Source organism: Carnobacterium alterfunditum DSM 5972, assembly GCF_000744115.1.
Lineage (GTDB): Bacteria > Bacillota > Bacilli > Lactobacillales > Carnobacteriaceae > Carnobacterium_B > Carnobacterium_B alterfunditum.
In genome coordinates this window covers 2158963-2183999 of the sequence record NZ_JQLG01000004.1, presented here as the reverse complement: position 1 = coordinate 2183999, position 25037 = coordinate 2158963, and the positions used below count along the sequence as shown (strand labels likewise).

Annotated in this window: 22 protein-coding genes; 3 read left to right on the top strand and 19 right to left on the bottom strand. The window is 34.4% G+C overall.

Annotation, left to right across the window (positions count from 1 at the left end; translation table 11 throughout):
* Nucleotides 1-43: 43 nt before the first annotated feature.
* Complete coding sequence (locus BR50_RS10740; RefSeq protein WP_034548559.1) at nt 44-589, bottom strand: SLOG family protein; 546 nt, start codon at nt 587-589, stop codon at nt 44-46.
* Between the two features lie 70 nt (nt 590-659).
* On the opposite strand from BR50_RS10740, the gene recU reads away from it, so the two are divergent.
* Nucleotides 660-1289: a Holliday junction resolvase RecU gene (gene recU, locus BR50_RS10735; protein ID WP_034548557.1), complete on the top strand. Its 630-nt coding sequence runs from the start codon at nt 660-662 to the stop codon at nt 1287-1289.
* Nucleotides 1290-1368: 79 nt separating this feature from the next.
* The gene (locus tag BR50_RS10730; RefSeq protein WP_034548556.1) at nt 1369-4011 is read left to right on the top strand and encodes a transglycosylase domain-containing protein; all 2643 of its coding nucleotides are present in this window, start codon (nt 1369-1371) and stop codon (nt 4009-4011) included.
* Nucleotides 4012-4272: 261 nt separating this feature from the next.
* Here BR50_RS10730 and nth read toward each other — a convergent pair whose 3' ends face one another.
* The 9 genes from nth to dapB form a co-directional block, all read right to left on the bottom strand.
* Nucleotides 4273-4911, bottom strand: a complete 639-nt coding sequence (gene nth, locus BR50_RS10725) for an endonuclease III (protein ID WP_034548554.1) — start codon at nt 4909-4911, stop codon at nt 4273-4275.
* A gap of 14 nt (nt 4912-4925) precedes the next feature.
* A complete protein-coding gene (locus BR50_RS10720; protein ID WP_034548553.1) occupies nt 4926-5642 on the bottom strand; it encodes a DnaD domain-containing protein in 717 nt (238 codons plus the stop codon).
* A 310-nt stretch (nt 5643-5952) separates the two neighbouring features.
* Nucleotides 5953-7251, bottom strand: coding sequence for an asparagine--tRNA ligase (asnS, locus tag BR50_RS10715; protein WP_034548551.1), 1299 nt, complete (start codon nt 7249-7251; stop codon nt 5953-5955).
* A gap of 104 nt (nt 7252-7355) precedes the next feature.
* Nucleotides 7356-7832, bottom strand: a complete 477-nt coding sequence (locus tag BR50_RS10710; protein WP_034548550.1) for a cell wall elongation regulator TseB-like domain-containing protein — start codon at nt 7830-7832, stop codon at nt 7356-7358.
* Nucleotides 7833-7954: 122 nt separating this feature from the next.
* On the bottom strand, nt 7955-10765 hold the full coding sequence (gene dinG, locus BR50_RS10705) for an ATP-dependent DNA helicase DinG (protein ID WP_034548548.1): 2811 nt from the start codon (nt 10763-10765) through the stop codon (nt 7955-7957).
* A gap of 132 nt (nt 10766-10897) precedes the next feature.
* Nucleotides 10898-11374: a hypothetical protein gene (locus BR50_RS10700; RefSeq protein ID WP_034548547.1), complete on the bottom strand. Its 477-nt coding sequence runs from the start codon at nt 11372-11374 to the stop codon at nt 10898-10900.
* Between the two features lie 209 nt (nt 11375-11583).
* Nucleotides 11584-12186, bottom strand: a complete 603-nt coding sequence (locus tag BR50_RS10690; RefSeq protein ID WP_034548543.1) for a nitroreductase family protein — start codon at nt 12184-12186, stop codon at nt 11584-11586.
* 103 nt (nt 12187-12289) lie between these two features.
* Entirely contained in the window at nt 12290-13495 is a 1206-nt protein-coding gene (locus BR50_RS10685; protein ID WP_034548542.1) for a CCA tRNA nucleotidyltransferase, read from the bottom strand.
* Nucleotides 13492-14283 (bottom strand): 4-hydroxy-tetrahydrodipicolinate reductase, encoded by a 792-nt coding sequence (dapB, locus tag BR50_RS10680; RefSeq protein WP_034548541.1) that lies wholly within the window; start codon nt 14281-14283, stop codon nt 13492-13494. Before dapB ends, BR50_RS10685 begins: the two co-directional genes overlap by 4 nt.
* Before the next feature lie 215 nt (nt 14284-14498).
* Between dapB and BR50_RS10675 the strand changes: the two genes are divergently transcribed.
* Entirely contained in the window at nt 14499-15389 is an 891-nt protein-coding gene (locus tag BR50_RS10675) for a YitT family protein (protein ID WP_034548540.1), read from the top strand.
* A gap of 52 nt (nt 15390-15441) precedes the next feature.
* Here BR50_RS10675 and BR50_RS10670 read toward each other — a convergent pair whose 3' ends face one another.
* The 9 genes from BR50_RS10670 to BR50_RS10630 form a co-directional block, all read right to left on the bottom strand.
* Nucleotides 15442-16017, bottom strand: coding sequence for a ReoY family proteolytic degradation factor (locus tag BR50_RS10670; protein WP_034548539.1), 576 nt, complete (start codon nt 16015-16017; stop codon nt 15442-15444).
* A gap of 47 nt (nt 16018-16064) precedes the next feature.
* Nucleotides 16065-17330 carry a tetratricopeptide repeat protein gene (locus BR50_RS10665; RefSeq protein ID WP_034548538.1) on the bottom strand — a complete coding sequence of 422 codons (1266 nt, stop codon included), beginning with the start codon at nt 17328-17330 and terminating at the stop codon, nt 16065-16067.
* A 140-nt stretch (nt 17331-17470) separates the two neighbouring features.
* Nucleotides 17471-17746, bottom strand: coding sequence for an HU family DNA-binding protein (locus BR50_RS10660; protein ID WP_034548537.1), 276 nt, complete (start codon nt 17744-17746; stop codon nt 17471-17473).
* A 283-nt stretch (nt 17747-18029) separates the two neighbouring features.
* On the bottom strand, nt 18030-19343 hold the full coding sequence (gene der / locus BR50_RS10655) for a ribosome biogenesis GTPase Der (RefSeq protein ID WP_034548536.1): 1314 nt from the start codon (nt 19341-19343) through the stop codon (nt 18030-18032).
* Nucleotides 19344-19531: 188 nt separating this feature from the next.
* Nucleotides 19532-20752 carry a 30S ribosomal protein S1 gene (gene rpsA / locus BR50_RS10650; RefSeq protein ID WP_034548535.1) on the bottom strand — a complete coding sequence of 407 codons (1221 nt, stop codon included), beginning with the start codon at nt 20750-20752 and terminating at the stop codon, nt 19532-19534.
* Between the two features lie 103 nt (nt 20753-20855).
* A complete protein-coding gene (gene cmk, locus BR50_RS10645) occupies nt 20856-21533 on the bottom strand; it encodes a (d)CMP kinase (RefSeq protein ID WP_034548534.1) in 678 nt (225 codons plus the stop codon).
* A gap of 89 nt (nt 21534-21622) precedes the next feature.
* Nucleotides 21623-22246 (bottom strand): LysM peptidoglycan-binding domain-containing protein, encoded by a 624-nt coding sequence (locus BR50_RS10640; RefSeq protein ID WP_034548532.1) that lies wholly within the window; start codon nt 22244-22246, stop codon nt 21623-21625.
* Between the two features lie 64 nt (nt 22247-22310).
* Nucleotides 22311-23756: a RecQ family ATP-dependent DNA helicase gene (locus BR50_RS10635; RefSeq protein ID WP_081884499.1), complete on the bottom strand. Its 1446-nt coding sequence runs from the start codon at nt 23754-23756 to the stop codon at nt 22311-22313.
* Entirely contained in the window at nt 23749-24819 is a 1071-nt protein-coding gene (locus BR50_RS10630; protein WP_034548530.1) for a YpbB family protein, read from the bottom strand. Before BR50_RS10630 ends, BR50_RS10635 begins: the two co-directional genes overlap by 8 nt.
* Between the last annotated feature and the right edge of the window lie 218 nt (nt 24820-25037).

The following is a 25037-nucleotide window of genomic DNA, read 5'->3' as shown; positions in this document are numbered from 1 at the left end:
ATCTTGCTGCTCCGAGAATAAATAGGTCGAAAAATCGAAAAGATCAATCGTTTTCTTCTTCAATACTGCTGTTTTGCAATTGGTCTACATCTATCAATCTCAACTCAAATCCCATTGTTTCCTGTTTCTTTTTTAGTGCTTGATAAACAAACTTTGTTTTCCCTTCAAACTCGGGGTCATACACTAACAATGCCGCTTGACAATGCTCTAACAAAAAAGCTTGATGATTTTTTAATTGGGATGGATCTTGATAGGTCTTATGGGAAGTAGCTTCAACATAATCAACTTTTTGCTTTAATGAATTAAGCTTACTTTGATTTTTTTCATTCCAGTTTGAACCAAATTCTAGAAAAGGAAAAATAATAGCTATTTTAATTGTTGGATACTCTTTTTTTAAGTCATCGACAACTTCGATTGCCCACTGTTCTGTACCAAATTGAGCACTCGTTAGGATCCATTCGATTCCTTCTTCAATAAATTGACTGATCTCTTGTTTTAAACATTTTTTTATTACTGCTACTTTTGGATCATCTTCCTTGAATACACCAAGTTCAAATGTTCGATAACCGCTAATGTATAAATTTCTCATAAACTATTTGATTCTCCTTTTCTTTAAAGGACTTTATTTGATATACTAGTACTCAGGAGTGTGATTGCAATTGGCTATACGATATCCTAATGGTAAAACCTATATCCATAATGACAAATCTTCACCAAAAAAGCAACTAAACAATCAGTTGACTTCATTCAGCAAGCGAGGTATGTCCTTAGAAGAAGATTTGAATGCAAGCAATCAATATTATTTAGCAAAAGAAATTGCTGTTATTCATAAAAAGCCCACCCCTGTTCAGATCGTCAAAGTAGATTATCCTAAAAGAAGTGCAGCCGTTATTAAAGAAGCTTACTTTAGACATGCATCTACAACAGATTATAATGGCGTTTACCAAGGTTATTATTTGGATTTTGAGGCAAAGGAAACACAGAACAAACTTTCCTTCCCATTGAAAAATTTCCATGAACACCAAATTGTCCATATGCAGCAATGTATCCAGCAACAAGCCATTTGTTTTGTGATCATGCGTTTTGCTACAAGCGAGCGTCTTTTTTTATTAGAAGCAGAACAGTTACTTGTTTATTGGAATAACCAACAAGGTGATGGGAGAAAATCGATTCCATTAAAAGAGCTTGAAAAAAAAGGGTACGAAATGTATTATGAACTTTCGCCACGTGTCCCCTATTTAAAAATTGTGGATCGTTTAATTATTAAGAATAAGGATAAATCAACATAAAAACAATTATTCCGTTCATTTATGGAAGAAATAGTTTATAATTTTTATCCAACAAGAGAAATAAGGAGTAGATTTAATTATGCCAGAAAAAAAAGAAATGTCACGTGTGTCAAAAAAACAAACGCAAAAAGCAAACCATTCAAAAAAAAGGAGCAAAAACAAGAAATCCTCTCTTCCAATTTGGAAAAAATCACTTATTGGAATACTGATCTTAATTGGAGCAATTTTAATTGGAGGTATGGGTCTATTTGCTTATTACGTCTCCTCAGCACCCGAAATAACCGAAGCTGAATTGACCGATACGGTCTCTTCAACATTGCTTGATTCAGAAGGAAACGAATTTTTAACTCTTGCTGGTGAAGATCGTGAATTGGTTACAGAGAATGACGTTCCTAAAGTCTTAAAAAACGCCATTACCGCCATTGAAGATCAACGTTTTTACACTCACATCGGTATCGACCCTATCCGTATCGCCGGAGCAGTTGTAGCAAACGTAACAGATGGTTTTGCTTCTGAAGGCGGAAGTACCATTACCCAACAATTAATTAAACTTTCTGTTTTCTCTACAGGTGCTGAAGACCAAACGTTAAAACGGAAGGCTCAAGAAGCTTGGTTATCCCTTCAATTAGAACGAGACTATTCTAAAGATCAAATTTTAACTTTTTATATTAATAAAGTATATATGTCCGACAATAAATATGGAATGGGTACTGCTAGCGAATACTATTTTGGTAAACCGATAGCTGAATTAACTTTACCAGAAGCTGCATTGCTTGCTGGAATGCCACAAGCTCCAAATGCCTACAACCCCATCACCAACCCAAAAGATGCAACAAAACGTCGCAATCTAGTTTTAGATATGATGTTGGAGACTGAAGCTATTACTGCTTCAGAAGCCGAAGAAGCTAAATCAGTCGATGTCTCAGAAGGATTGGTCAACCATTCTGGTGAAGAAACGAATCAACTTGTTTTTGACCCATACGTTAAAGAAGTTCTAGCTGAAGTCGAAAGAAAAACAAATTTAGATCCCTATACATCTGGATTGACTATCCACACTAATTTAGATATGGATGCACAACAACGCCTATACGATGTTGTAAATTCTGATGAATACGTCACAATTGAAGATGAAGATATTCAAACCGGCGTTTCTTTAGTAGATGTCAATACTGGCCAACTAAAAGCTTTAGGCGGCGCACGGAATCAAGAAGTACAATTAGGGACAAATTACGCTACTGAATTAAAACGAAGTGTTGGATCAAATATCAAACCATTATCTGCTTATGGTCCGGCAATTGAATATTTACAGTACTCGACTTATGAACAAGTAGTAGATGAACCTTATACCTTTGATGATGGAACGCCGATTAATAACTATGATAATAACTACGAAGGTCAAATCAGCTTACGTCGAGCATTGGTTGATTCACGTAATGTTCCTACAACAAAAATTTATAAAGACGTACCAAAAGATCAAGTCAATGAATTTTTAACAAATCTAGGAATAAACACGTCTACTTTAAACCCCGGATCAGATGTTCTGGTTGAGTCAAATGGTTTCACTGGGAATATTACTCCAGTTGAATTATCTGGTGCTTATGCTACTTTTGCAAACGGTGGAACGTATACTGAACCCTACACCGTTTCGAAAATCGTTTTAGCAGATGGCGAAGAAATCGATCTTCAACCTGAATCTACTAAAGCTATGGCTGATTCAACAGCATATATGATCACGGATATGTTAAAAGATGTCGCTTCAAATAATTCTGCTCGAGTGGGACTAAACGGAATTCCACAAGCTGGAAAAACAGGTACGACCAACTATGAGGATGAAAAAAAGCAAGAGTATGATATTCCAGAGAATGGCGTACCTGACAAATGGTATACTGGTTATACAACGAACTATGCCTTATCTGTTTGGGTCGGAAAAGATAACTATTATGATTCGATCGACAATTCGGGCAGTGAACGGTTGTTACCTCAACAAATCTATCAAGCATTGATGTCGTACGTTTCAGAATCTGTTGAATCTAGTGACTGGAAAAAACCAAGTTCAGTTGTGGAAGTTGCAGTTGAAAAAGGCTCGATGCCTGCAAAACTTGCAGGTCCAGATACTCCTACAGACAAAATTGTTAACGAATTATTTGTTAAAGGAACGGAACCTACTACTGTAGCACCAAAAATTCCCGAAAAAGAAAGTAAAAAAGATGAGGAAGAATCAATCGAATTAAAAGCTCCATCAGGCTTAACAGCTAACTACAATGAGGAGACAGATGCTTTATCAATCAAATGGAATGCTTATTCACAAAAAGGCATCTCTTACCTTTTGACTGTAGGCTCTGAGTCTTATTCAACTAATGATCTTTCATATATTATACAAAGTCCTCCTGCAGGTGAAATCCCAATCACTCTCGCTGTACAAGCTGACGGTGATACTGGACCCGCTACTTCAATAAGTGTTCTCATCCCTCCTAAAGAAGAGGAAGAACCTGAAGAGGAAGAGCCTGAAGAGGAAGAGCCTAAAGAAGAAAAGCCTAAAGAAGAAAAGCCTGAAGAGGAAGAACCTGTGGAGGAAGAACCTGTGAAGGAAGAACCTGAAAAGGAAAGCAGTGAAAGTTCTTCAAGTACTAGCTCTGCCCCAAGCGGTAGTTCTAGTTCTGCTCCAAACAGCAGCGCTCCAACTGCTGAATCAAAAGCTTCTAGTTCTGCTCCAGCAGAATAAAAACATCTCCTATTAGAAATTCAGATTTTAAATTCAAAAAAGCAAGATGAGACATATCGTCATTAGACGCGTCTCATCTTGCTTTTTTGGGCTGTATAATATTTGGTGTTGATAGACTTAATCTAATTGCATTACTTACCCAAAATTTATAGAGGAATCGGGTTGCTTGTAGCCTAAAATGAAGCACTGTGGGCAAATAACGCCCATTCCAGAAGAAATTTTTTTGAAGTATCCACACCATTTGATGTAGAACCGCTTTTTTTACTGTACTTTTATCGGGCTATTTTCTTTTAATAGTTGGAGACATATATTATGATCATGGTTTCTTGCTGTGCACTGATAGCGCCCAAAAAATATCAGCCGATGATGAGCGATGCTCCACATATCTTTAGGCAGTTGCTTCATTAAAATCTCTTCTACCTCACGAACAGTAGCATTTGGTGGACAGATACCCAATCGCTTAGTTACGCGTTCAACATGGGTGTCTACAGCAATAGCAGGCTCGTCAAAAGCCACACTTAAGACTACATTAGCTGTTTTCCTTCCTACTCCTGGTAAAGATTCTAATTCATGACGCTCCTGAGGAACTTTCCCATTAAATTCAACGATTAATTTTTGACAACATCCTTTAATGAATTTAGCTTTATTACGGTATAAACCAATCGTCCTAAGTTGTTCCATAATATCTTCTACTGGTGCATCTCTAAATGCTTCAGGTGTAGGGTATTTTGCAAAGAGTGTTGGAGTGAGCTTATTGACAGCAATATCTGTCGTTTGAGCACTCAGCATAACGGCGATCAATAATTCAAAAGCGTTCTTATGGTTCAGTTCGCAGGTCGCTTGAGGAAATAATTCACCCATTGCTTCAACCATCTGTATCGTTTGTTTTTTAGATAGCATAACTTTCCTCCTTATTAAGGATTATCATTATTATTCAACCAATTATGCAAGGGTACTTTCGTTGTCTGTTCTTTAGATACTGAATAAGTTGTCGGCTTAGCATTCCCCTGTCTTCGGCGATTTGCTTCTTTGTCAACTTGATCTTTCGTTCGAATATTTTTTCTTTCCCAGTTTAGCAAGATGCGGTCAACGTACTTTAAATTATATACTTGGTTCAACACAGCTTCTCTTAAAGCTAATTCAATTAATTCAATGGCATAATGATCATCATCCAACCACATACCGATCGTTTGCATTTCGATTGGTGATAATGGTCTGCCAAACTCAGCTTCAAACAATTGAAATAATTCTTGCTCCGATAAATGCTGTTTTTCAAAACGCTGTTGATTTTCTTGTTGTGATATGACTAAACCCAATTTATCCCATAATAAATCTAGACGGTAACTATCACGTGTTTTTCCATCATCATTCTTTTCTGTCTCAATTATGATCAACTTTTTATTGATCAAATCATGGATCAGTTGGAATACCTCCGCAGAAGAAATTTGCATCCGTTTTGAAATGATTTCTGTGTCTGGGAAATCATTTCCTACGTCAATAAATGATTTCAATTGTAAAACTAGTATTAAGTGTTCACTGGTTAAGCCAACTTCTCTATAATGAGTCAACAATACATTTGATACAGTTGTATCCCCAGCTTTGAGCCATTTTTGTAAAAGATGATTATTCATAAGATTTTATCCTCCTTGCTGCCTGCTTTTAAGTACAGATTATTCGATGAACCGTACTGGTGTAGCAACCTAAAAATCATTTTGGAATCGATGATTCTGCTTATTGAGATCCAACAGATCGTCTGAAGTTTTTAATTCTTCAGATTTTCAAGTCATAAACAACTCCTGTTCCTCTAAAAAAAATATAAATTGCTTTAATAAATCAACCACCAACTATCGTACAACCATAATAAAAGCATTTTCCCTCTGACGCTGATACGATTAAAAAAACAGCAACTTAAGAAAAGCTCAAGTTGCTGCACTACTTTTTTTATGGATAAATACGATTTAATAAACGTGGGAATGGAATCGATTCACGGATATGTTCAGTCCCGCAAATCCAAGTTACAGCTCGTTCTAATCCTAGGCCAAAACCTGAATGTGGCACACTACCATATTTACGTAGATCCATATACCATGCGTAATCTTCTTCTTTTAAGCCGAAATCTTTAATCCTTTGTGTTAAAGCCTCAAAATCAACTTCACGTTCGCTTCCGCCAATAACTTCTCCGTATCCTTCAGGAGCGATTAGATCCGCACACAGTACAACATCATCACGATCTGGATGTGGTTTCATATAAAAAGGTTTTATAGCTTTAGGGTAATTTAAGATAAAGACTGGTTTATCATATTGAGTTGCAATAAAGGTTTCATGAGGTGAACCGAAGTCATCTCCCCAAGTGATGTCATCAAATCCATTTTCATTCAATAATTTAACAGCATCATCATATGAGATTCTAGGGTAAGGTAATTCAGTATATTTTTTTAGTACCTCTTTGTCGCGTTCTAATACATCTAAAGCATCACTACAGTTATCAAGGACACTTTGAACGATATAAGCTACATACTTTTCTTGTACTTCTAAACTTTGTTCGTGATCCATGAAAGCCATTTCTGGTTCAATCATCCAAAATTCAATTAAATGACGACGGGTCTTTGATTTTTCGGCTCTAAAAGTAGGACCAAAAGAAAAGACTTTTCCAAATGCCATTGCTGCTGCTTCCATATATAATTGACCACTTTGTGAAAGAAAAGCCTCTTGTTCAAAATATTGTGTGTGAAATAATTCTGTCGAATCTTCTGCGGCATTAGCTGTTAAGATTGGTGGATCAATTTTAATGAAGCCTTCTTCATTGAAAAAATTATAAGTAGCAAGAATAAGTTCATTACGAATATGCATAATGGCATGTTGTTTAGAAGAACGCAACCACAAATGACGATGATCCATTAAAAATTCTGTTCCATGTTCTTTTGGAGTGATCGGATAATCATGACTTTCTCCAATAACTTTAATAGCTTTAACAACTATTTCATAACCAAATTTTGAGCGGCTGTCTTCTTGAATAACACCAGTTAAAAGAATAGACGTTTCTTGATTTAATGATTTAGCTAATTGAAATACTTCTTCCTCAACTTCGCTTTTTACAACGATTCCTTGAAAAAATCCAGAACCATCTCGTAATTGTAAAAATGCAATTTTTCCGCTTGAACGTTTATTAGCTACCCACGCTCCAATTTCTACTTCTTCTCCAACATGATTTTTGGATTCTACAATTGTAATATGATTCACAGTTTAAAACTCCTTTAAATAAATTTTGATGGTTCACTCATTATTTACTGCCTTAATTATTATACAAGAAAAAAGGACTATATATCGTTCTTTTTCAAGAATCTTTAAATATTCTCGATATCACTCACCCATTTACCTGATTTAGCGGTCAAAACATAATAACCAAGTCGTCCATTCTCTTCTTTATAGGATACCTCCCAGATAGGAATATCTCCTTCAAGTCCAATACGAGCTTCAAGAATATCGACAGACCCTTTAGCTTCTCGCGTCAACTCTTTGGCTTGTTGTTCTGTAATGAATTCATCCTGATTCAGAATAGTTGTAGCTCCGCCGTCTTTAGTAACAATTACCATGATTTCTTCATCGTCTTTATTCGATCCGACAACTGAAAAATAGGTTTTATCACGATTATACCAGTAAAAATCTGATACTGTTACTAGTCCCGCAGCTTCTTTCGCAATGATGATCGTTTCTTTTTCGGCTTTTTTTATTGGCTCTTGGCTAATTGTTAAAAGGGTGATTGAACATACAAGCACAAAAGACATGACAACTGCTAAAGTGATAAGTATTCCTTTTTTCATGAGTATCCCTACTTATAATTTATTGTTTTAGCGACCTTTTTATTGTTACTTTCAATAGCTAATTATAACAGAAAATCATTCTTTTTTCTAAAATTTTCATTATAAATTTTTTTTCAGTTGTATTATTTCTCTGCTGCATTTAGAAAATTTTTCAATTTTTTACCTATATTTTCTGTAGTTACTTCTTCGATTGGCAACCCTTTTGGAAGTGACCTTATAATTTGTTTTCCGTAACTCGTTTGGATCAGTCGATTGTCTAATACGATCATTATACCTTTATCATTCTCAGAACGAATGAGCCTTCCGAAACCTTGCTTTAAGCGTAAGGTAGCTTTTGGCAATGAGTCGATTGTAAAAGGATTTAAATGCTTTTGTTCCAAGTAACGGTGTTTTACTTTTACAAATGGCCTATCTGGAGATTCAAATGGCAAACGAGTTATGACAATAATACTCAGTGATTTTCCCGGTAGGTCGACACCCTCCCAAAAACTGTCTGCTCCTAGCAGAATGCCTCCTGTAGATCTGAAAAAGCGTTTTAGGATCCGCTCACGGCTTCCTGAAAATCCTTGTGCCAACAATTCTCGGCCAGAAGCTGAAGGTTTTTTTTGCAATGCAAAATACACTTCTTGAAGTATCTCATAAGAATTAAACAAAACCATCGTATTTTCAACTGAATTTTTAATAATATTTTCTACTTGTTCAACAATCATATGAACATAGTCTTTCCTTGATAGGTCTTTGATTGGCCTCAGTTCTTTAGGAATCCAAAGTCTTGCTTGTTTTTTATAATCATAAGGCGATTCAATGATTAATTGCTTTAAATTTTCTTCTCCTAATTGTGTCTCAAAATAGCTAAACGAACCGTTAATTTCTAATGTAGCCCCTGTATATAAAATCAACGCTATTTTATCTAATAGATTTTCTTTTATAAACTTACTGCTATTTACTTTTGAGCGTTTGATCATAAAACTATTTTTAGGACTTTTTTCTTTATATGAAAACCAAGTTACTTCATTATCTTCATTTTCTTGAAAAACAGCATAAAAAATATCTTTCTGGCCTTCAAAGATTTTGATCATATCAAAAAAATCTTCTAATAGATAACGCTCTCGTTGCGTTATCTGATGGCTTTCATCTAATCCTTGGTTAACCAACTCAAATCCTAGATAGCTGATCTCATTCATCAATGCGAGAACTTTTTTTGAAGACTTCCTTAATGTTAAGTTCCACTGCGTTTCCCTATTAAATTGAATATCCAACTGCTCTTGTTGATAAAGCTCACTACCAGCTGTATTTTTGCAATAGACCAGCAATTGATAAATGAAATCCGTCAATTCATCTTCTAAAGAAAAAAGATTCATTTCCATATTTTCAATATGAGAAGGTTCTATTTTAGAAAGCTGCTGACTTAACTGAGTGATTCTTCCTAAAAAGCTTTTTTCATCCGAAGCATGACCAATCAGTTTGATTACCTGCTGCATCCGGTAATACCCAAAAACTTCACTTGAGGCTTCCATTGCTACATCCGGCAAATGTTGTGCCTCATCAACGATCAATTTTCCGATCCTTGGTAATTCTTTTTCTTTACGGTTTAAATCATGACATAAAAAAGAATGATTGGTAATGATTACACTAGCATGTTTGATTTTATGTTGCGCATGTAAATAAAAATCTTCGTCATACCATTGATCTTCTTCAGGTTTAGTCAACCAACCGCGATGCCTGATTTTATTCCAAAATAAATGGTTATAATTAGTTAAATTTAATTCATCTAAATCTCCTGTTTCAGTTTCAGTCAACCAAGTTAAAAGTTTCATTTTATAGACCACTTCTACTTTTTGGTCTGCAGGATCTTTTAATGCTTCTTCAAACTTAGTTAAGTGGATGTAATGGTTTTTACTTTTCAAAATAGCAGCCTGTACTGTGAAAGGCAAAATCGTGTTTAATTGAACCATGTCTTTATCTAATAATTGTTTTTGCAGCAATGTAGTATATGTGCTGATGACTACTGGATCTTCTACTGTTGCGATATAAGCTAAGGGCAGTAAATACCCTAATGTTTTCCCAACTCCTGTTGCTGCTTCGATCGCAAAATGATTCGGCTCATTGCTGCTAAAATAATCATAGACAGCATCCATCATTTTGATTTGTTGATTTCGGATTGTCAGTTTTGTTTGAAACAATTGTTCTTTATGATCTAAATTCGCTGGATAACGAGCATCCTCACGGTAATTTTTTTGCTCAAAAATTGGTTGTTTTACTTTTATAGCTAACCCATTTTTTATCATGAGCAATTTAGAAAGCGGTATAGGTCTATTTTTCATTTCAGTTAAAGTCGTTTTGAAAAAATAAGCCGTTTCCATTGTAAGATTTTCTGATAGTTCAACCATTTTTTCTACAGTAACTAACGGCAATTCTTTTAACTTCTGTTTTAATACAAGAAAAAGTTCAGCTGTAACAGCTGCATCACTATCTGCTTGATGTGGATTTGTGTGCTCAATATTAAATTTGCTGACTAAATCATTTAGTCGGTAACTGGATTCAGTAGGCAATAGAACTTGTGCTAGTTCAACCGTATCTATGCCTTTGTTTTTCAATGGCGGCATCCCGCATCTTTGCAGTTCACCTGAAAGAAATACATAGTCAAACTGGATGTTGTGTGCAATTATAATGCACCCATCTAATAAATTATAAATTGTTGCTGCAATATCTTCAAAATACGGCGCAAGTGCAACAGATTTATTTGAAAGACCCGTTAAATGCTCTATTTGCTTTGGGATACTGATCAAAGGGTTTATATCTGTAGCAAAACGATGAACGATTTGATCGTCTTCTATCAACACGCACCCAAATTGGATCATACGATCTCCGCTGGCCACGTTACCGCCCGTCGTTTCAATATCGACCACAGCGTATGTATCTTTATGTTTCACTCTCTTCACCTAATTCTTTAGACATAATATTCTCTTTACCATCATACTATGAAGCTTAAAAAAAAACAAAAAAACTCAAGAAAAATTAGATAGATTCCAATTTTTCTTGAGTTTGATATCTATTAGAAAATCTTAAAGTTTTTCTTTATAAATCTCTTCTGCTGTTTTATTTTTATCAATCACAATGTATAATTTATTTTCTTTAGAAATAAAAGAACTTTGATAAGCATTATCGATTCGATCAGAATCTATTGCTTCATAAGGGAAATAAACAGTCTCTTTAGCAATAACATCTGTAGAATTTGTTTTTTCACTGTCTTTATATAAAATATCCATTTTTTCAATATCTGGATTTTTTACTGCACGTTCAAACATGCCTGTTTCTAAACCACCAAGATTGATGTCACTTGAATTTGTTTTATCTGCTTCTGGAAAAATTTCTACTTTTAGAGACTCACACGGGAAGATTTCTTGGAAATCACTATCGCCAATTCGTCCAAAACTTTTTGAGATTTGTTTGATCCATAAATCGCCTATAAAACCTTTATTGATTGTCCAAGTTTCACCATTTTTAAACATTATTTTTAATGCCATAACTTCTTTCTTCATTTACATTCTCCCCTTTTACTTTTCTTAAACGAAAAGTTTGTGATTCTTTCGATAAATTCATTTTACCATAAAATAAATGAATGTAAATAATTAAGTTTATGATTTGTGATTTTTTTAACAATCTGATAAATAAATAAAGGAATAGAAAATTCACCATTTTTTCTATTCCTTTATTTATTTAGTTATTGCTCGATTTTAGTTGGTTAATATTAGTTAAATACAAGAATTCTTGTATCATCATCCATGTATTCTTTTTCACCAGCTTGTGATTCAATAGAACCAATAGGCATTTGTCCAGTTAATTTCCAGTCTGCAGAAAGGTTCCATTCTTTTTGAACAGCACTATCGATCAGTGGGTTGTAATGTTGCAAACTTGCTCCAATATTTTCAATAGCTAACGCTGTCCATACAGAGTGTTGTGCGATCCCAGTAGATTGTTCAGACCAAACAGGGAAGTTATCTGCATACAACGCGAATTGTTCTTGTAAAGCTTTAACAATACTAGTATCTTCAAAAAATAAAATTGTTCCAAATGCAGCACGGAAACTATTTAATTTTTCTTTAGTTGGAGTTAAATCTTGTCCTTCTGGAATTGCTTTAAGTAAAGCTTCTTCAGTAATATCCCAAAGTTTATTATGAGCAGCTCCAAATAATATTACTGCACGTGATGTTTGTGAATTAAATGATGATGGGCTTTCTTTAACAGCTTTTGCTACTAATCCAACGATTTTATCTTCAGATAAAGAAACATTCTTTCCTAAAGAATAAATTGAACGGCGTTCTTCTAATAATTTTGTGTATTGATTTTCCATGATTTAAAATTCCTCCTTAAAAATAACTTACTTTTTAAGTATAACAACTTATTTTTAGTTAGTAAACCTTTTTATTGCTTATTTTAACCGCCGCAACAGTTTTTCAATCTTTTTCTTCGTAATAGAGCGAAACCCAATCAAAAATAGCTTGTTTCTCATTAAGTATATCTCCTACTAAAATAGCCATCTCTATTTCGATCATCAAATCCCCTAGCCATTTGCCAGGTTTTCTGTTTAGTACTTCTTTTAAATCATTGCCGTTTATCTTTATTTCTTTTTTACTGTAAATTGGTAATTCTTCATATATCGAGTGAATAGACTCAAAATCAACTGAACGTCCTAGACATTCCATCATGGTCTCAACATCCAAAGCTATTTGTAGTCCAACCTGATAGAGGACTTGGCGATTGAAGTTATTTTTCAGACGATGTCTTAATGCAAATAGAGCTGATTTCACTAAATTAATTTCTTTTTTTGAGCATTTCCACTCTCTTAAAAATAATTCTGCTTCTTCCGTTGGTATATTTAGATGATGGATCAACAACGTCCAAGCAATGATTCGATTTTCGATCACACAGTCTAGTTTAGCCAATTCTTCTAACTCTTTTTTATGAAGTTTCAGTCCTGGGCAATAACGAAATAAATTAGTTCGAATAAATAATGCTAATGCTTTTTTTCTCCCGCTACCTAATAAAAGCTTTATAAACTCAACTTGAATTCGCTCAACAGCTATCTTTTCAAGTAATGAATGATTTTTTTGGATGGCTAGTTCTGTTTCGCTATCCATATCAAAATCTAACTGACTAACAAAACGTACCCCACGCATCATACGCAATGCATCCTCAAAAAAACGTTCCTCCGGGATACCAACAGCTTTGATTATTTTATTTTCTAAATCATTCTGACCATCAAAATAATCAATGATTTTACCATCTCTATCCATTGCCAATGCATTAATGGTAAAGTCACGACGTTTCAGGTCTTCCTTTAATGAGCGGACGAACTCAACGTTATCTGGGCGTCTAAAATCCTGATACGTTGATTCCGTTCTAAAAGTAGTAATTTCATAGGTCTCATCTTTCCATAAAACCATTACAGTCCCATGTTCAATTCCTACATCGATCGTTTTTTGAAATATGAGCTTGATTTCATCTGGTTTTGCACTAGTAGCAATATCCACATCATTGATCGTCTTTTTTAATAACGTATCACGCACACTTCCACCTACAAAATAAGCTTCAAATCCTGCTTCTTTTATTTTATCAATAATCGGTAAGGCTTGTTTAAACTGATGGTCTAAAAAAATCATAAAAGATTTTCCAATCCATAGGCTATTTCGTTTAATGACATTACTTTTTCACAGCCCAAAGCAACACCCGTCATAAAGGAAGACCGATCAAATGAATCATGGCGAATCAACAGACCTTCACCGACACTTCCAAACTGAACTTGTTGATGAGCAACCAGACCAGGTAAGCGTACACTATGAATTTTCATGCCTTCGTAATCTGCTCCACGAGCCCCTTTGATTGTTTCTTTTTCTTCTGGATTGCCTTGTGCATGATATCCACGTTCTGCAAAGATCATTTCAGCCGTTTTTATTGCCGTTCCACTTGGCGCATCTAATTTGTTATCATGGTGCATTTCAGTTATTTCAACATCGGGAAAATACTTAGATGCTTTAGCAGCGAACTCCATCATTAAGACAGCTCCGATTGCAAAATTAGGCGCAATCAATCCACCAAGCCTTTTTTCTTGTGCTAATTTCTGAACTTCTTTTACTTCACTTTCTGTAAAACCAGTTGTGCCAACCACTGGTCGAATACCATGTTCTAAAGCAAAATAAGTATTTTGAAAAGCAACTGCAGGAATAGTGAAATCGATCCATACATCTGCCTGAACTTCTTTTACCAAATCTTCTTTATCTTGAAAAACACGTACATCTGTATTCGAAAACTCACTTATCTCATTTAAGTTTTTTTCAACAGAATGAGGGTCAAATACCCCCACTAATGTAAATTTTTCATTCTTTATTACCATCTTTGTGGCTGTTAAACCCATTTTACCTTTAAAACCTGCAACTACGATATTGATCATTTTATTATTTCCTCTCAATCGGTTTCTCAACCGCTAATTAAATTTTATTTTATTTTACCTTATTAATTGCCTAGGCTAAATGGCTATCCACCTCTTCATTTAACCGGTATCTTACCCTCTAAGTCTACCAAAAAGTGAGAAGGTTGCAAGACCTGTTGCTTGTTTTTAAAAAAAAATGTATTCTTTATAAAGTAAATAAAGTCTGGAGTGACGGTATGATAAACGAAAAGATAGCAATAAAAGATTTATTTATTATAACAATTGGCTGTGCACTTTATGCATTTGGATTAGTGTATATCAACATTGCAAATGAATTAGCTGAAGGTGGTATGACCGGGATTTCACTTCTATTAAGGTATTGGTTTCAAATCGACCCAGCACTTTCTACATTATTATTAAATATCCCAACTATTTTGATTGGATGGAAATTATTAGGCAATCGTTCATTGATCTACACAATATACGGAACGACCATGTTATCTTTCTTTCTATATATTTGGCAAAGAACGTCTGTTGCAATCAATATAGATAATGATCTTTTCATAGCTGGAATATTAGCTGGTTTGTGTGGTGGAGTAGGCAGTGGTATGATCTACCGTTCTGGTGGAACAACTGGTGGGAGCGATATTCTTGCTCGAATTCTTGAAAAGAAAAAAGGTATTTCGATGGGCAAAACACTGCTGGTCTTTGATGTTTTTATTCTAACCTTATCGCTTACTTATATAGACCTGCCTCATATGATGTATACGTTGCTTGCTTCTTATGTATTTTCTAAGATCGTTGACTTCATGCAAGATGGTTCTTATGCCGCAAGAGGATTATTAATTATCTCAGATAAAAATGATACGATAGCTGAAAATATTATGCTTGAAATGGAACGAGGGGTAACCTTCTTTAAAGCCGAAGGTGCTTATTCAAAAGAAGAAAAAAAAGTTTTGTATTGTGTCTTGGGCAGTCATGAAATAGTAACGGCTAAACGAATCATTCACGAAACGGATCCAAAGGCTTTTCTTTCTCTTTTAACGGTACACGAAGTTTTAGGTGAAGGATTTTCATTTGATCCTAAACCTAAACAACCTCTTTTCAAAAAAAAAGCCACCCTTTGATATAAAATACACCCCAAAAGACCGATTATTCTTCTGAATTTTGGGGTGTACATCAATGGTTTGGCTTTTTTTGTTCATTCTTTAAGTCATCTTCAATTTTTTTTAATTGATTAGACAATTGAATAAATTTTTCTCGGTCTTCTTCTTCTAAAGATAAATCGATTTGATGTAATGTGTTCTGTTTGCGTTCAGTTAATGACAAAGTTTCAAGTGCTAGTTCAACTTCCTCAATGAGTTTTTCGCTAATCGTTTCATTCCATTTAAAATAAGGGTTGTCTTCTAATACAGTAAGATATTCGGCAGATTTCCAAGGATTTGAAAAAATCAACTCAATATACATCTCTTCTTGCCAATTTAATCTAACTTCATGGAAAGCCTGTTCCGGATCACTAAACACTGTCCCATTTTTATAAAATAGAAAAGGTTCGTTACTCATCCCCGTTGTAGACATCATCATACCTCTTGGAGTTTTTTCTGCAGCTTCAACAAAATGGACTTTATTTAATACAATGTCATGATTTAGTAGGTAGTTTAGGATCCACATAGATTCTCTTCTTTTCAATTGATGTCTATCTAAAAACCAGCTAAGAAAAATCTTTTTAGCTTCTAAAGAAATTTGGATGCTCATGTAAAAACCTCCTTGTCTTACCCTTTCTCTCATTATAACTTAATAAATTAATAGTTGCTATTAATTTCTTCTAGCATTTCTAATATTTCTGCATCTGCTGGTTCCAGAAGTAAATAATCGGTTATTACGTCTTTGATAACTATACGCTCTCCTTCTTCTCGTAGAAAATAGATATACGATTTCAAGAAATCTTTATTTCCTCGAAGAGCTGGATAAGCTTTTTGATAAGCCGTTCCTGCTGCAGGATATTCTTCCAATCCTTCATTTGCTAAAGCTAAATTCCAATAGAATTGAGGATCGACTTCATTTTGGATCAGAATTTTTTGAATCAGCTCGACTGTTTCATCGTAACGTTCTTGCTGCAACAATAAGTTAGTGTAGGCCAACTGGATACTTGAATTTTCCGGGGCAAGTTGAATAGCATTTAAATAATAATTTTCTGCCAACGTTTCATTCTCTAATTTAATTGCTATATCAGCTCCATAATAAAATAGTTCATAATTGTATTGGTCTACTCTCAAGCCTTCTTTAATAACTTCTAAAGACTTATCTAGTTCATTTTCTTCTTCTAATCCTTTAGCTAAATAGGGATATAAAGTTGTATAACTCGGATCTAATTCTTTTAGTGTATTCAACGTTTCGATTGAACGACGGTATTGTTTGTCTTGCAAATAGGAAAAACCTAATTGAAATAATACATCGACATTTTCCTTTTCTTCTAAACTTTGTTCTAAATATAAAATAGCTTGTTCTAGATCACCTAGAGAACTATAAGAACTACCGCAACGAGCTGCAAGATTGATTCCAGAAAATTCAGTAAGACCTTGGGCCATCAATTCTTCGTATCCATGGATCGCTTGAGCATATTTTCCCATTGAAAAATGCAATTCTGCTAATGCAAAATCAATAACCTTCTCATCAGGTACGATTTCCTTCGCTTTGAGAAGCTTTTGCTCACTCACTTCATAAAGACCCTGAACTTGATACAAATCAGCTAAAACAAGCAAAGATTGAGGATAAACAGGACTTTCTTCTGAAACTTCTATTAACCAATCCATGGCTGTTTCTAATTCGTTCGCTTCAATAGCTATTTCTGCCAGACCTACTCTCAATTCATCATCTTCAGGATACTTTTCAAGTAAGTGTAAATTTATTTTTTTTATTTCATTTAAAAAGCCGAGTTGGTATAGAGAATCAGCCAAAATATAGAGCTCTTCATCTGTATCTTGAGTTATAGCTTTTTCAAAATAATTCATCGCTTCATCTAATTGATTTTCTTTAAGTGAATCAATCATCATTTGTCCGTATGACATGTCAAAAACCTCTTTCGTTTAATAATCTTCTATTTGATTCATTTTACCATACATTAAGAGGATTAAAACACACAGCAGCTTGTTTACGATCCAAATAAAAAAGAGCTAGTGCAAAGCACTGGCCCTTTTTTATTTGTGACTTATTTAACTGCGTCTTTAAGAGCTTTACCTGGTTTGAATGCAGGCACTTTGCTTGCAGCGATTTGGATTTCTTCCCCTGTTTGAGGGTTACGACCTTTACGTGCAGCACAATCGCGCACTTCAAAGTTACCAAAACCAATAATTTGAACTTTTTCTCCTTCACTTAATGAAGTTTGAATTGATTCAAAAACAGCATCTACTGCTGAAGTTGCATCTTTTTTAGTAAGACCTGTTGAAGTTGCAACATTTTCGATTAATTCTGCTTTGTTAGCCATGTGTATTTCACCTCCCTCGGAAAGAAGAATTGATGCATTATTTATAAGCAAATAAACATCATTTAGACATTTTTGAGTGGCCCAAAAATGAATTATTGCGAAATGTAAAATTAGTAGTTCTAAATGACATTTCTTTTAAAAAGATATCATACAAATACTGATACTGCAATGATTTTCAATGCATTAAGCGATATTTTTAAGCATTTTTCAAATATTCAAAAAATTATTTGAAACCCCTTAAGAGTTATGTTAAAATGCTCCGTTTACTGATAACTCTTCACTCTTATTTTCTTCTTCTTATAATAAGATGAATAGGTGTTCCTTCAAAAGTAAAGGCATCACGAATACGATTTTCTAAGAAACGAGCATAAGAGAAATGCATCATTTCTGGTTCATTTACAAATACAACAAAAGTTGGCGGCTTAACAGCCACTTGAGTAGCATAATAAATACGCAATCTTTTCCCTTTATCTGTCGGTGTCGGGTTCATAGCTACTGCATCTAATATGACTTCATTCAAAGTAGCAGATTGAATGCGTAGGTTTTGATTCATACTTACTCGCTCAATGATCTCAGGGAGCTTATTTAGGCGTTGTTTCGTTAAAGCTGATACAAAAATAATTGGTGCATAGCTCAAATATAAAAATTCGCTTCTAATTTGCTCTTCAAATTTTTTCATTGTGTGGTTGTCTTTATCAAGAGTATCCCATTTATTTACAACAATGATGATTCCTTTTCCAGCTTCGTGAGCATACCCGGCAACCTTCTTATCTTGCTCTCTGATACCTTCTTCAGCATTCAACACACACAAGACAACATCTGAACGTTCGATTGCTCTAAGAGCTCTTAAAACACTATATTTTTCAGTGTTTTCATAGACTTTACCTTTTTTTCGCATTCCAGCAGTATCGATCATAACAAACTCAGTACCGTCTTCACCCATAAACTTAGTATCAATAGCGTCACGAGTTGTCCCAGGGATTGCTGAAACGATTACTCGGTCTTCTCCTAACATGGCATTTATAATAGATGATTTTCCAACATTCGGTCTGCCAATCAAACTGAATTTTATAACAGAATCATCATATTCTTCTTCTGATTCATCTGGAAAATGGCTAATAGCTGCATCTAATAGATCTCCAATTCCTAGACCATGACTTCCTGAAATTGGGAAAGGTTCCCCTAATCCTAAAGCGTAAAAGTCAAAAATATCATTACGCATTTCTGGATTATCTACTTTATTTATTGCTAACAAAACTGGTTTTTTTGTACGGTGAAGAATTCTTGCTACGTTCTCATCCGCATCAGTTATGTGTTCCTTTACGCTTGTGATAAAAATAATCACATCTGCTTCATCCATAGCTATTTCAGCTTGATGTTTTATTTGTTCCAAAAATGGTTCGTCACCTAAGTCGATCCCGCCTGTATCAATCACATTAAATTCTTTCCCTAACCATTCTGCTGGCGCATAAATACGATCACGAGTTACCCCTGATACATCTTCTACAATTGAGATACGTTCTCCAACAATACGATTAAAAATAGTTGATTTTCCTACGTTAGGGCGACCAACGATGGCTACAACTGGTTTTGCCATTGTTTTTGCCTCCTTTTTTTTATTCTCTTGTCAGTTTATAGAAATACCTTAAAACATGCAAGCTTTTGCTTAAGGAATAAGGCAAAATCTCATAAATACCTTATTTATTTGATTTATTTTTATTAAATAACACATAAAAAAGGACACGAGAACAAAAATTGCTCGCATGCCCTTTTTAAAATTCGTAATTACTTGTCTTCATCCGTTGTGATATCAGATAGTTGATCGCCAAGAATATCGCCTAACGTAAACCCGGTATCTTCTTCAGGCATATCGTAGTTCGTTTCTTCTTGCTTTTCTTTCGAATGGTTGGGCTTTTCTTCTAGTGCTTTAATACTTAAAGACAGACGTTGATCTGTTGGATTTACTTCTAAGACTTTCACTTTAATTTCATCACCTTCACTTAAAATCTCATGCGGTGTTGCAATGTGATTGTGTGAAATTTGCGAAATGTGAACGAGTCCTTCAACACCTGGGAATACTTCAACAAAAGCTCCAAAGCTTGTTAGACGTTTAACTAAGCCGTTTAAAACAGAACCTACTGCAGCACGTTCTTCAATACCATCCCATGGTCCAGGTAATGTATCTTTGATAGAAAGCGAAATACGCCCTTCTTCTTCATTTACAGAAAGAACTTTAACATCGATCTCTTCACCAACAGTTAGTACATCTGCAGGATCTTTAACGTGCTCATACGCAATCTGCGAAATGTGAACAAGTCCATCTATGCCACCAAGGTCAATAAATGCTCCGAAATTTGTTAAACGAGCAATTTTCCCTTTTACAATTTCGCCTTCAACCAAATGACTCAATAAATCTTTTTTCTTTTCTTCATTTTCAGCTTCAACAACCGCTTTATGAGAAAGGATCAAGCGGTTTTCACTTGGTTCGATTTCAACAATTTTAAATTTTAAGGTTTGTCCTTTATAACTAGAAAAATCTTCTACAAAATGGACATCCACCATAGAAGCGGGGACAAATCCTCTAACGCCGACATCTACCACCAAACCACCTTTTACTACTTCTGTAACTGGCGCTTCAATAATTGATCCTTCATCAAACTCTGTTTGGATTTTTTCCCAAACCTTCTTAGCATCAACACGACGCTTAGAAAGCAAAAAGCTGCCATTTTCTTTTTCTTTGATTTCTTTGATCACTACTAAGTCAACAATATCTCCAACGTTTACAATATCTGTAACGTTTTCAAATGGTGCCGCTGATAATTCATTGTTTGGAATGACCCCTTCAACCCCACCACCGATAATACCGACTATAGCTTGTTTATTATCTTGAATAGTTAAAATTTCACCTCTGACAGTATCACCAATATTAATTTCTTGAACATTACCCATTGCTTCCATCATTGATTCTTGTTCTTCGACTTCATGGTTTTTTTCATTTTCCGTCATATGTTTGCCCTCCTATAACTAGCCAATAAAATTCTTTCTCCTTATATTTTAACCAATATTTAAAAATATTGCCACAAAAACGATTTAGAAAATAAAAAGAACGCTATTTTGAAAGCTTAATATGGATCATTTCTCTAATTTTTTCAACAACTTGTTCAATAGATAAACTAGTTGTATCTAAAAGAATGGCATCTTCAGCTTGGACGAGCGGCGATACCTCTCGATGAGAATCTTTGTAATCCCGATCAGCTATCTCTTGCTTTAAGACTTCCAATGGAGTTGTTATGCCTTTACTCATATTTTCTGTGTAACGTCTTTGAGCACGTTCATCAACACTCGCTATAAGGAATATTTTAACTTCTGCTGTTGGCAATACAGCCGTCCCAATATCTCGTCCGTCCATAACGACTCTGCCATGTGCAGCTATTTCTTGTTGGCGTTTAACTAACTCGCTTCTGACTTCTCCATGTGCTGAAACAGCAGAAACTAAATTTGTTACATTTGGTAAGCGGATCGCTTCTGTGACTTCTTGACCATTGACAAATACTTTTTGATTATCCCCATTTGGCTCAAAGGAAATCGTCATTTCTTTTAATAATTCTACTAGTCGTTTTTCATCTGTTACTTCAATATTTTTTTCAATTGCTTGATGCGTTAACGCACGGTACATCGCTCCAGTATCGCAATAAATGTAGCCCAATTCCTTTGCCACTATTTTAGCAACTGTACTTTTCCCAGCAGATGCCGGACCGTCAATTGCGATTCTTATTGTCTTTTCCAACTTTTCGTCCTACTTTCTTATTCATATTAAAAAGGCTAGGTTTACCCTAGCCTCCGTTTTGATTATGGAAATGAGGCTTAACATGATAGCTATTTTACTTTTAAAACAGTTCCTATACTGATTGAATCATCTGATATCCCGTTTAAAGATTTTAATTCATCAGTTGTCATATTGTGATCCAACGCGATTCGATAAAAATTATCTCCTGCTTGAACAGTATAAGTATTCGCTGATTCTTCTGCTGTTGCTTCTTCTTCAACATTTTCTATTTCCTCAATAATTGGTTCTTCTGCCACTTGTGACTCTGGTTCTTCTACTTTTGTCGCTTCACTCTCAGACTCGGATGAATCCTCTTTGACGCTATTACTTTCAGATGAAGATTCTGATTCTACTTTTGATTCTGATTCAGGTTCTTTTGAACTGCTCAGTTCACTGCTGCTATTTTCGGTAATAATCATTCTTTCTTCAGAAGAGCTAAGCGTTTTACTGGTTCCGGCATCTTCATTAGACCACCAAAAATACGCCAATGTTGGTAAGATAAAGATCAATGCTAAAAAAATAAGTAATGAAGTTATAACAGGATGCACACTTTTTTTCGCTTTTTTTCTTGCCGTTCTGGAAAACTTATCATCTACAAAATTATCATCATCATCAAATTTACGGTTCCATGCATTTTCTTTTTTAGGGTTATTTTTAGAATTTTTTTTACTCATTTTTTAGTACTCCTCCTAAACCAAAATCACTATTATTGTATCATTTTTACATAGAGTTGTCTTATTAATTTCCAATTAAAAATAATTCCTTTAAGGTTTCTTCTGGATTTTTTTCTTTTTCCACTATTTTTTTTTGTTTCAAATCAGTTTCCTTATAACATTCATTGATTTCAATATTGCAGTTAGAACAACAGAGAGGTGGTTTTCCGCTTACTTTTTCATTAAAATAATGTAAAAGAAAGGCTCTCTTACAGCTTGATGTTTCAGCATAATCTATCATGTAATATAATTGTTGCTGTTTATAAATCATTCTGCTCTTCACTTGATTTTTGGCTGCTTCAACAGATAAATCAGATTTTAAATAATTTTCTATCAATTGCTTTTGCGTAGGGCTGCAACTGCCTTCTAATACTTTACCTTTTTTATAACTATATTCTAACATGTCAATAGTTGGTAACGTATATTCTTGTAAACGGAGTTGGATCATGCCATCTCCTGGTTCGTATAATAAAAGTGCAAGACTAGGTTCTCCATCTCTACCACATCTTCCAACCTCTTGTAAATAAGCCTCTGGACTGCCTGGCAAATGAAAATGGATCACAAATCGAATATTACTTTTATTTATTCCCATTCCAAAAGCACTTGTCGCGCAAATAATATCGATCTCATCATGAATAAATTGCTGTTGTATTTTAATTTTATCTTCCGCTACTATATCTGAATGATAACTTTCAGCGGCCATACCCGTTTTATTCCGAATCAATCCAGCAACTTCTTCAGCTATCTTCTTACTAGAAAAATAAATAATTCCCGGTTTCTTTAATTTTTGAATTTGATTTATTAATTGTTGTTTTTTATCATGATCACAAATCAAAGTAGAAAAAGCAATATTTGACCGATCGACGGAATAAATAACTTGCTTTGTGTTTTCATGATCTATCTGCAGAGACGTTAAAATTTCTTCTCTGACCCGTTCTGTAGCTGTAGCTGTTAACGCCATTGTTAAAGGAAATTTCAGTTGCTGACGAATGATACCTAAGTCTGAATAATCAGGTCTGAAATCTAATCCCCACTGAGAAATGCAATGAGCTTCATCAATTGTAAAAAGACTAATGGAAACTTTTTCAAGATAAGACATGACATATTCCTGTTGGAGCATCTCTGGTGAGAGAAAAATAAATTTATACTCAGATAAATGGTTTAGCACCCATTCTTTTTCGTGTGCATCCATTAAGCTGTTAATAGCAGCAACTCTTTTTTCACCGGTCAACTTTAATTGCTCAACTTGGTCTTGCATCAAAGATAATAATGGAGAAACGATCACCACAAGACCATCTAAACAATATCCGGTCAGTTGATAACAAAGGGATTTCCCCATCCCTGTTGGCAGCATAACCAATGTATGATTACCGTCTAAAGCTGATAAAATAACTTCTTCTTGCCCGTCCCTAAAGGAGGTATAGCCAAAATAATTCTCTAAATTTTTTTTTATAAGCACTCTATTATCCACGGACACGACTCCTTTCAACCTGAATTAAGCGGTACCAATAGAAGGGGGCAGATGGCATTCTGCTTGTTAATTCCTCATACGTTATTTCTTCATGACTATTAAATAGCCCATTCAATCGTTCATATTCATCCTGAGGCATAAAACTAGATACCTTAAAATCTGGAAAAATAATAGCCAATTCAATAACGTGTTCTGAAATCGTATTCAGCTTTAATTTCCTTTTCACAGCAATTTTTTCAACAGAAAGTCCTTTTTCCAAATAATGGGCCGTTATTTTAGTACTTTGACTAAGACTGCTGAAACGATCCCCTACACATTCTTGATAAACGAGATAAAAAAATGGGTATTTTTCTTTATTTTCAGCAACTTTTTCCATCAACTGAATAATGGCATTTTGAAGTAAAAAGGCTATTTCAATTGGCTCAACACCATATTTGGCTGCTAATTGAGTACTTGTTTTACCAATTTTTTCATGTCCTGTTAACTGTGATACGATCATTTCGGCATCGATCGCATCCATTTCTTTTAATACTTGGATCCATTCTTTTCCACAAGAAATAGCAAGCTCTTGTTTTTCTAATTGATTTCTTTTTAACCATTTTTTTACCCATAGCTGTGTTTTAAACTCTTTTTCAATTGGTAAATAATGATTATTTTTATACCTTAACTCCGAAAGAACTTGGGTCAAAAATATTATTTTTTTCCAAAATTCCTTGGTAGCCTTTCCTTGAGTTAATTGATTTAAACGAGTTGGGTAAAAATGTTTTGAAAAATAACTTTCTATTTCTTTTTTTCCTTTCTCACAAAGATAAAAATCCTCATCTGCTTTTTTTGCTTTTATCCATCCTTTGCTAATAAAAAGCTGCATCATTTCATCGTACTGTTCACGCTGTAAATATGGAAAAATTGAAAAAAAGTTTATCGCATGATACGAATGAGCCTTAAACAAAATCGAGGCTGTTCTTTTTCCAACTAAAATATGGTAAAGCGTTGAAGGTTTAACAGGATGCTTTTTAGAATATAATGAGAGACAGAAATACTTAATATATAACGATTGTTCCAAGATATTCACCCACATTCTGATTGCATTTAAAAAATTGATTGTAAAACATATATATTGTTAAATCTAATATACCAAAAATAACTATTTTTAGGGTATTCTTTTCTAATTTTAAAAAAATATTAATAACGAAAAGTTTAAATAGCTGGATTATTTGACAACTAGTATGAATACGTCATCAACTATGATAGAGCACACTTACCTACTTATACTAAAAATCA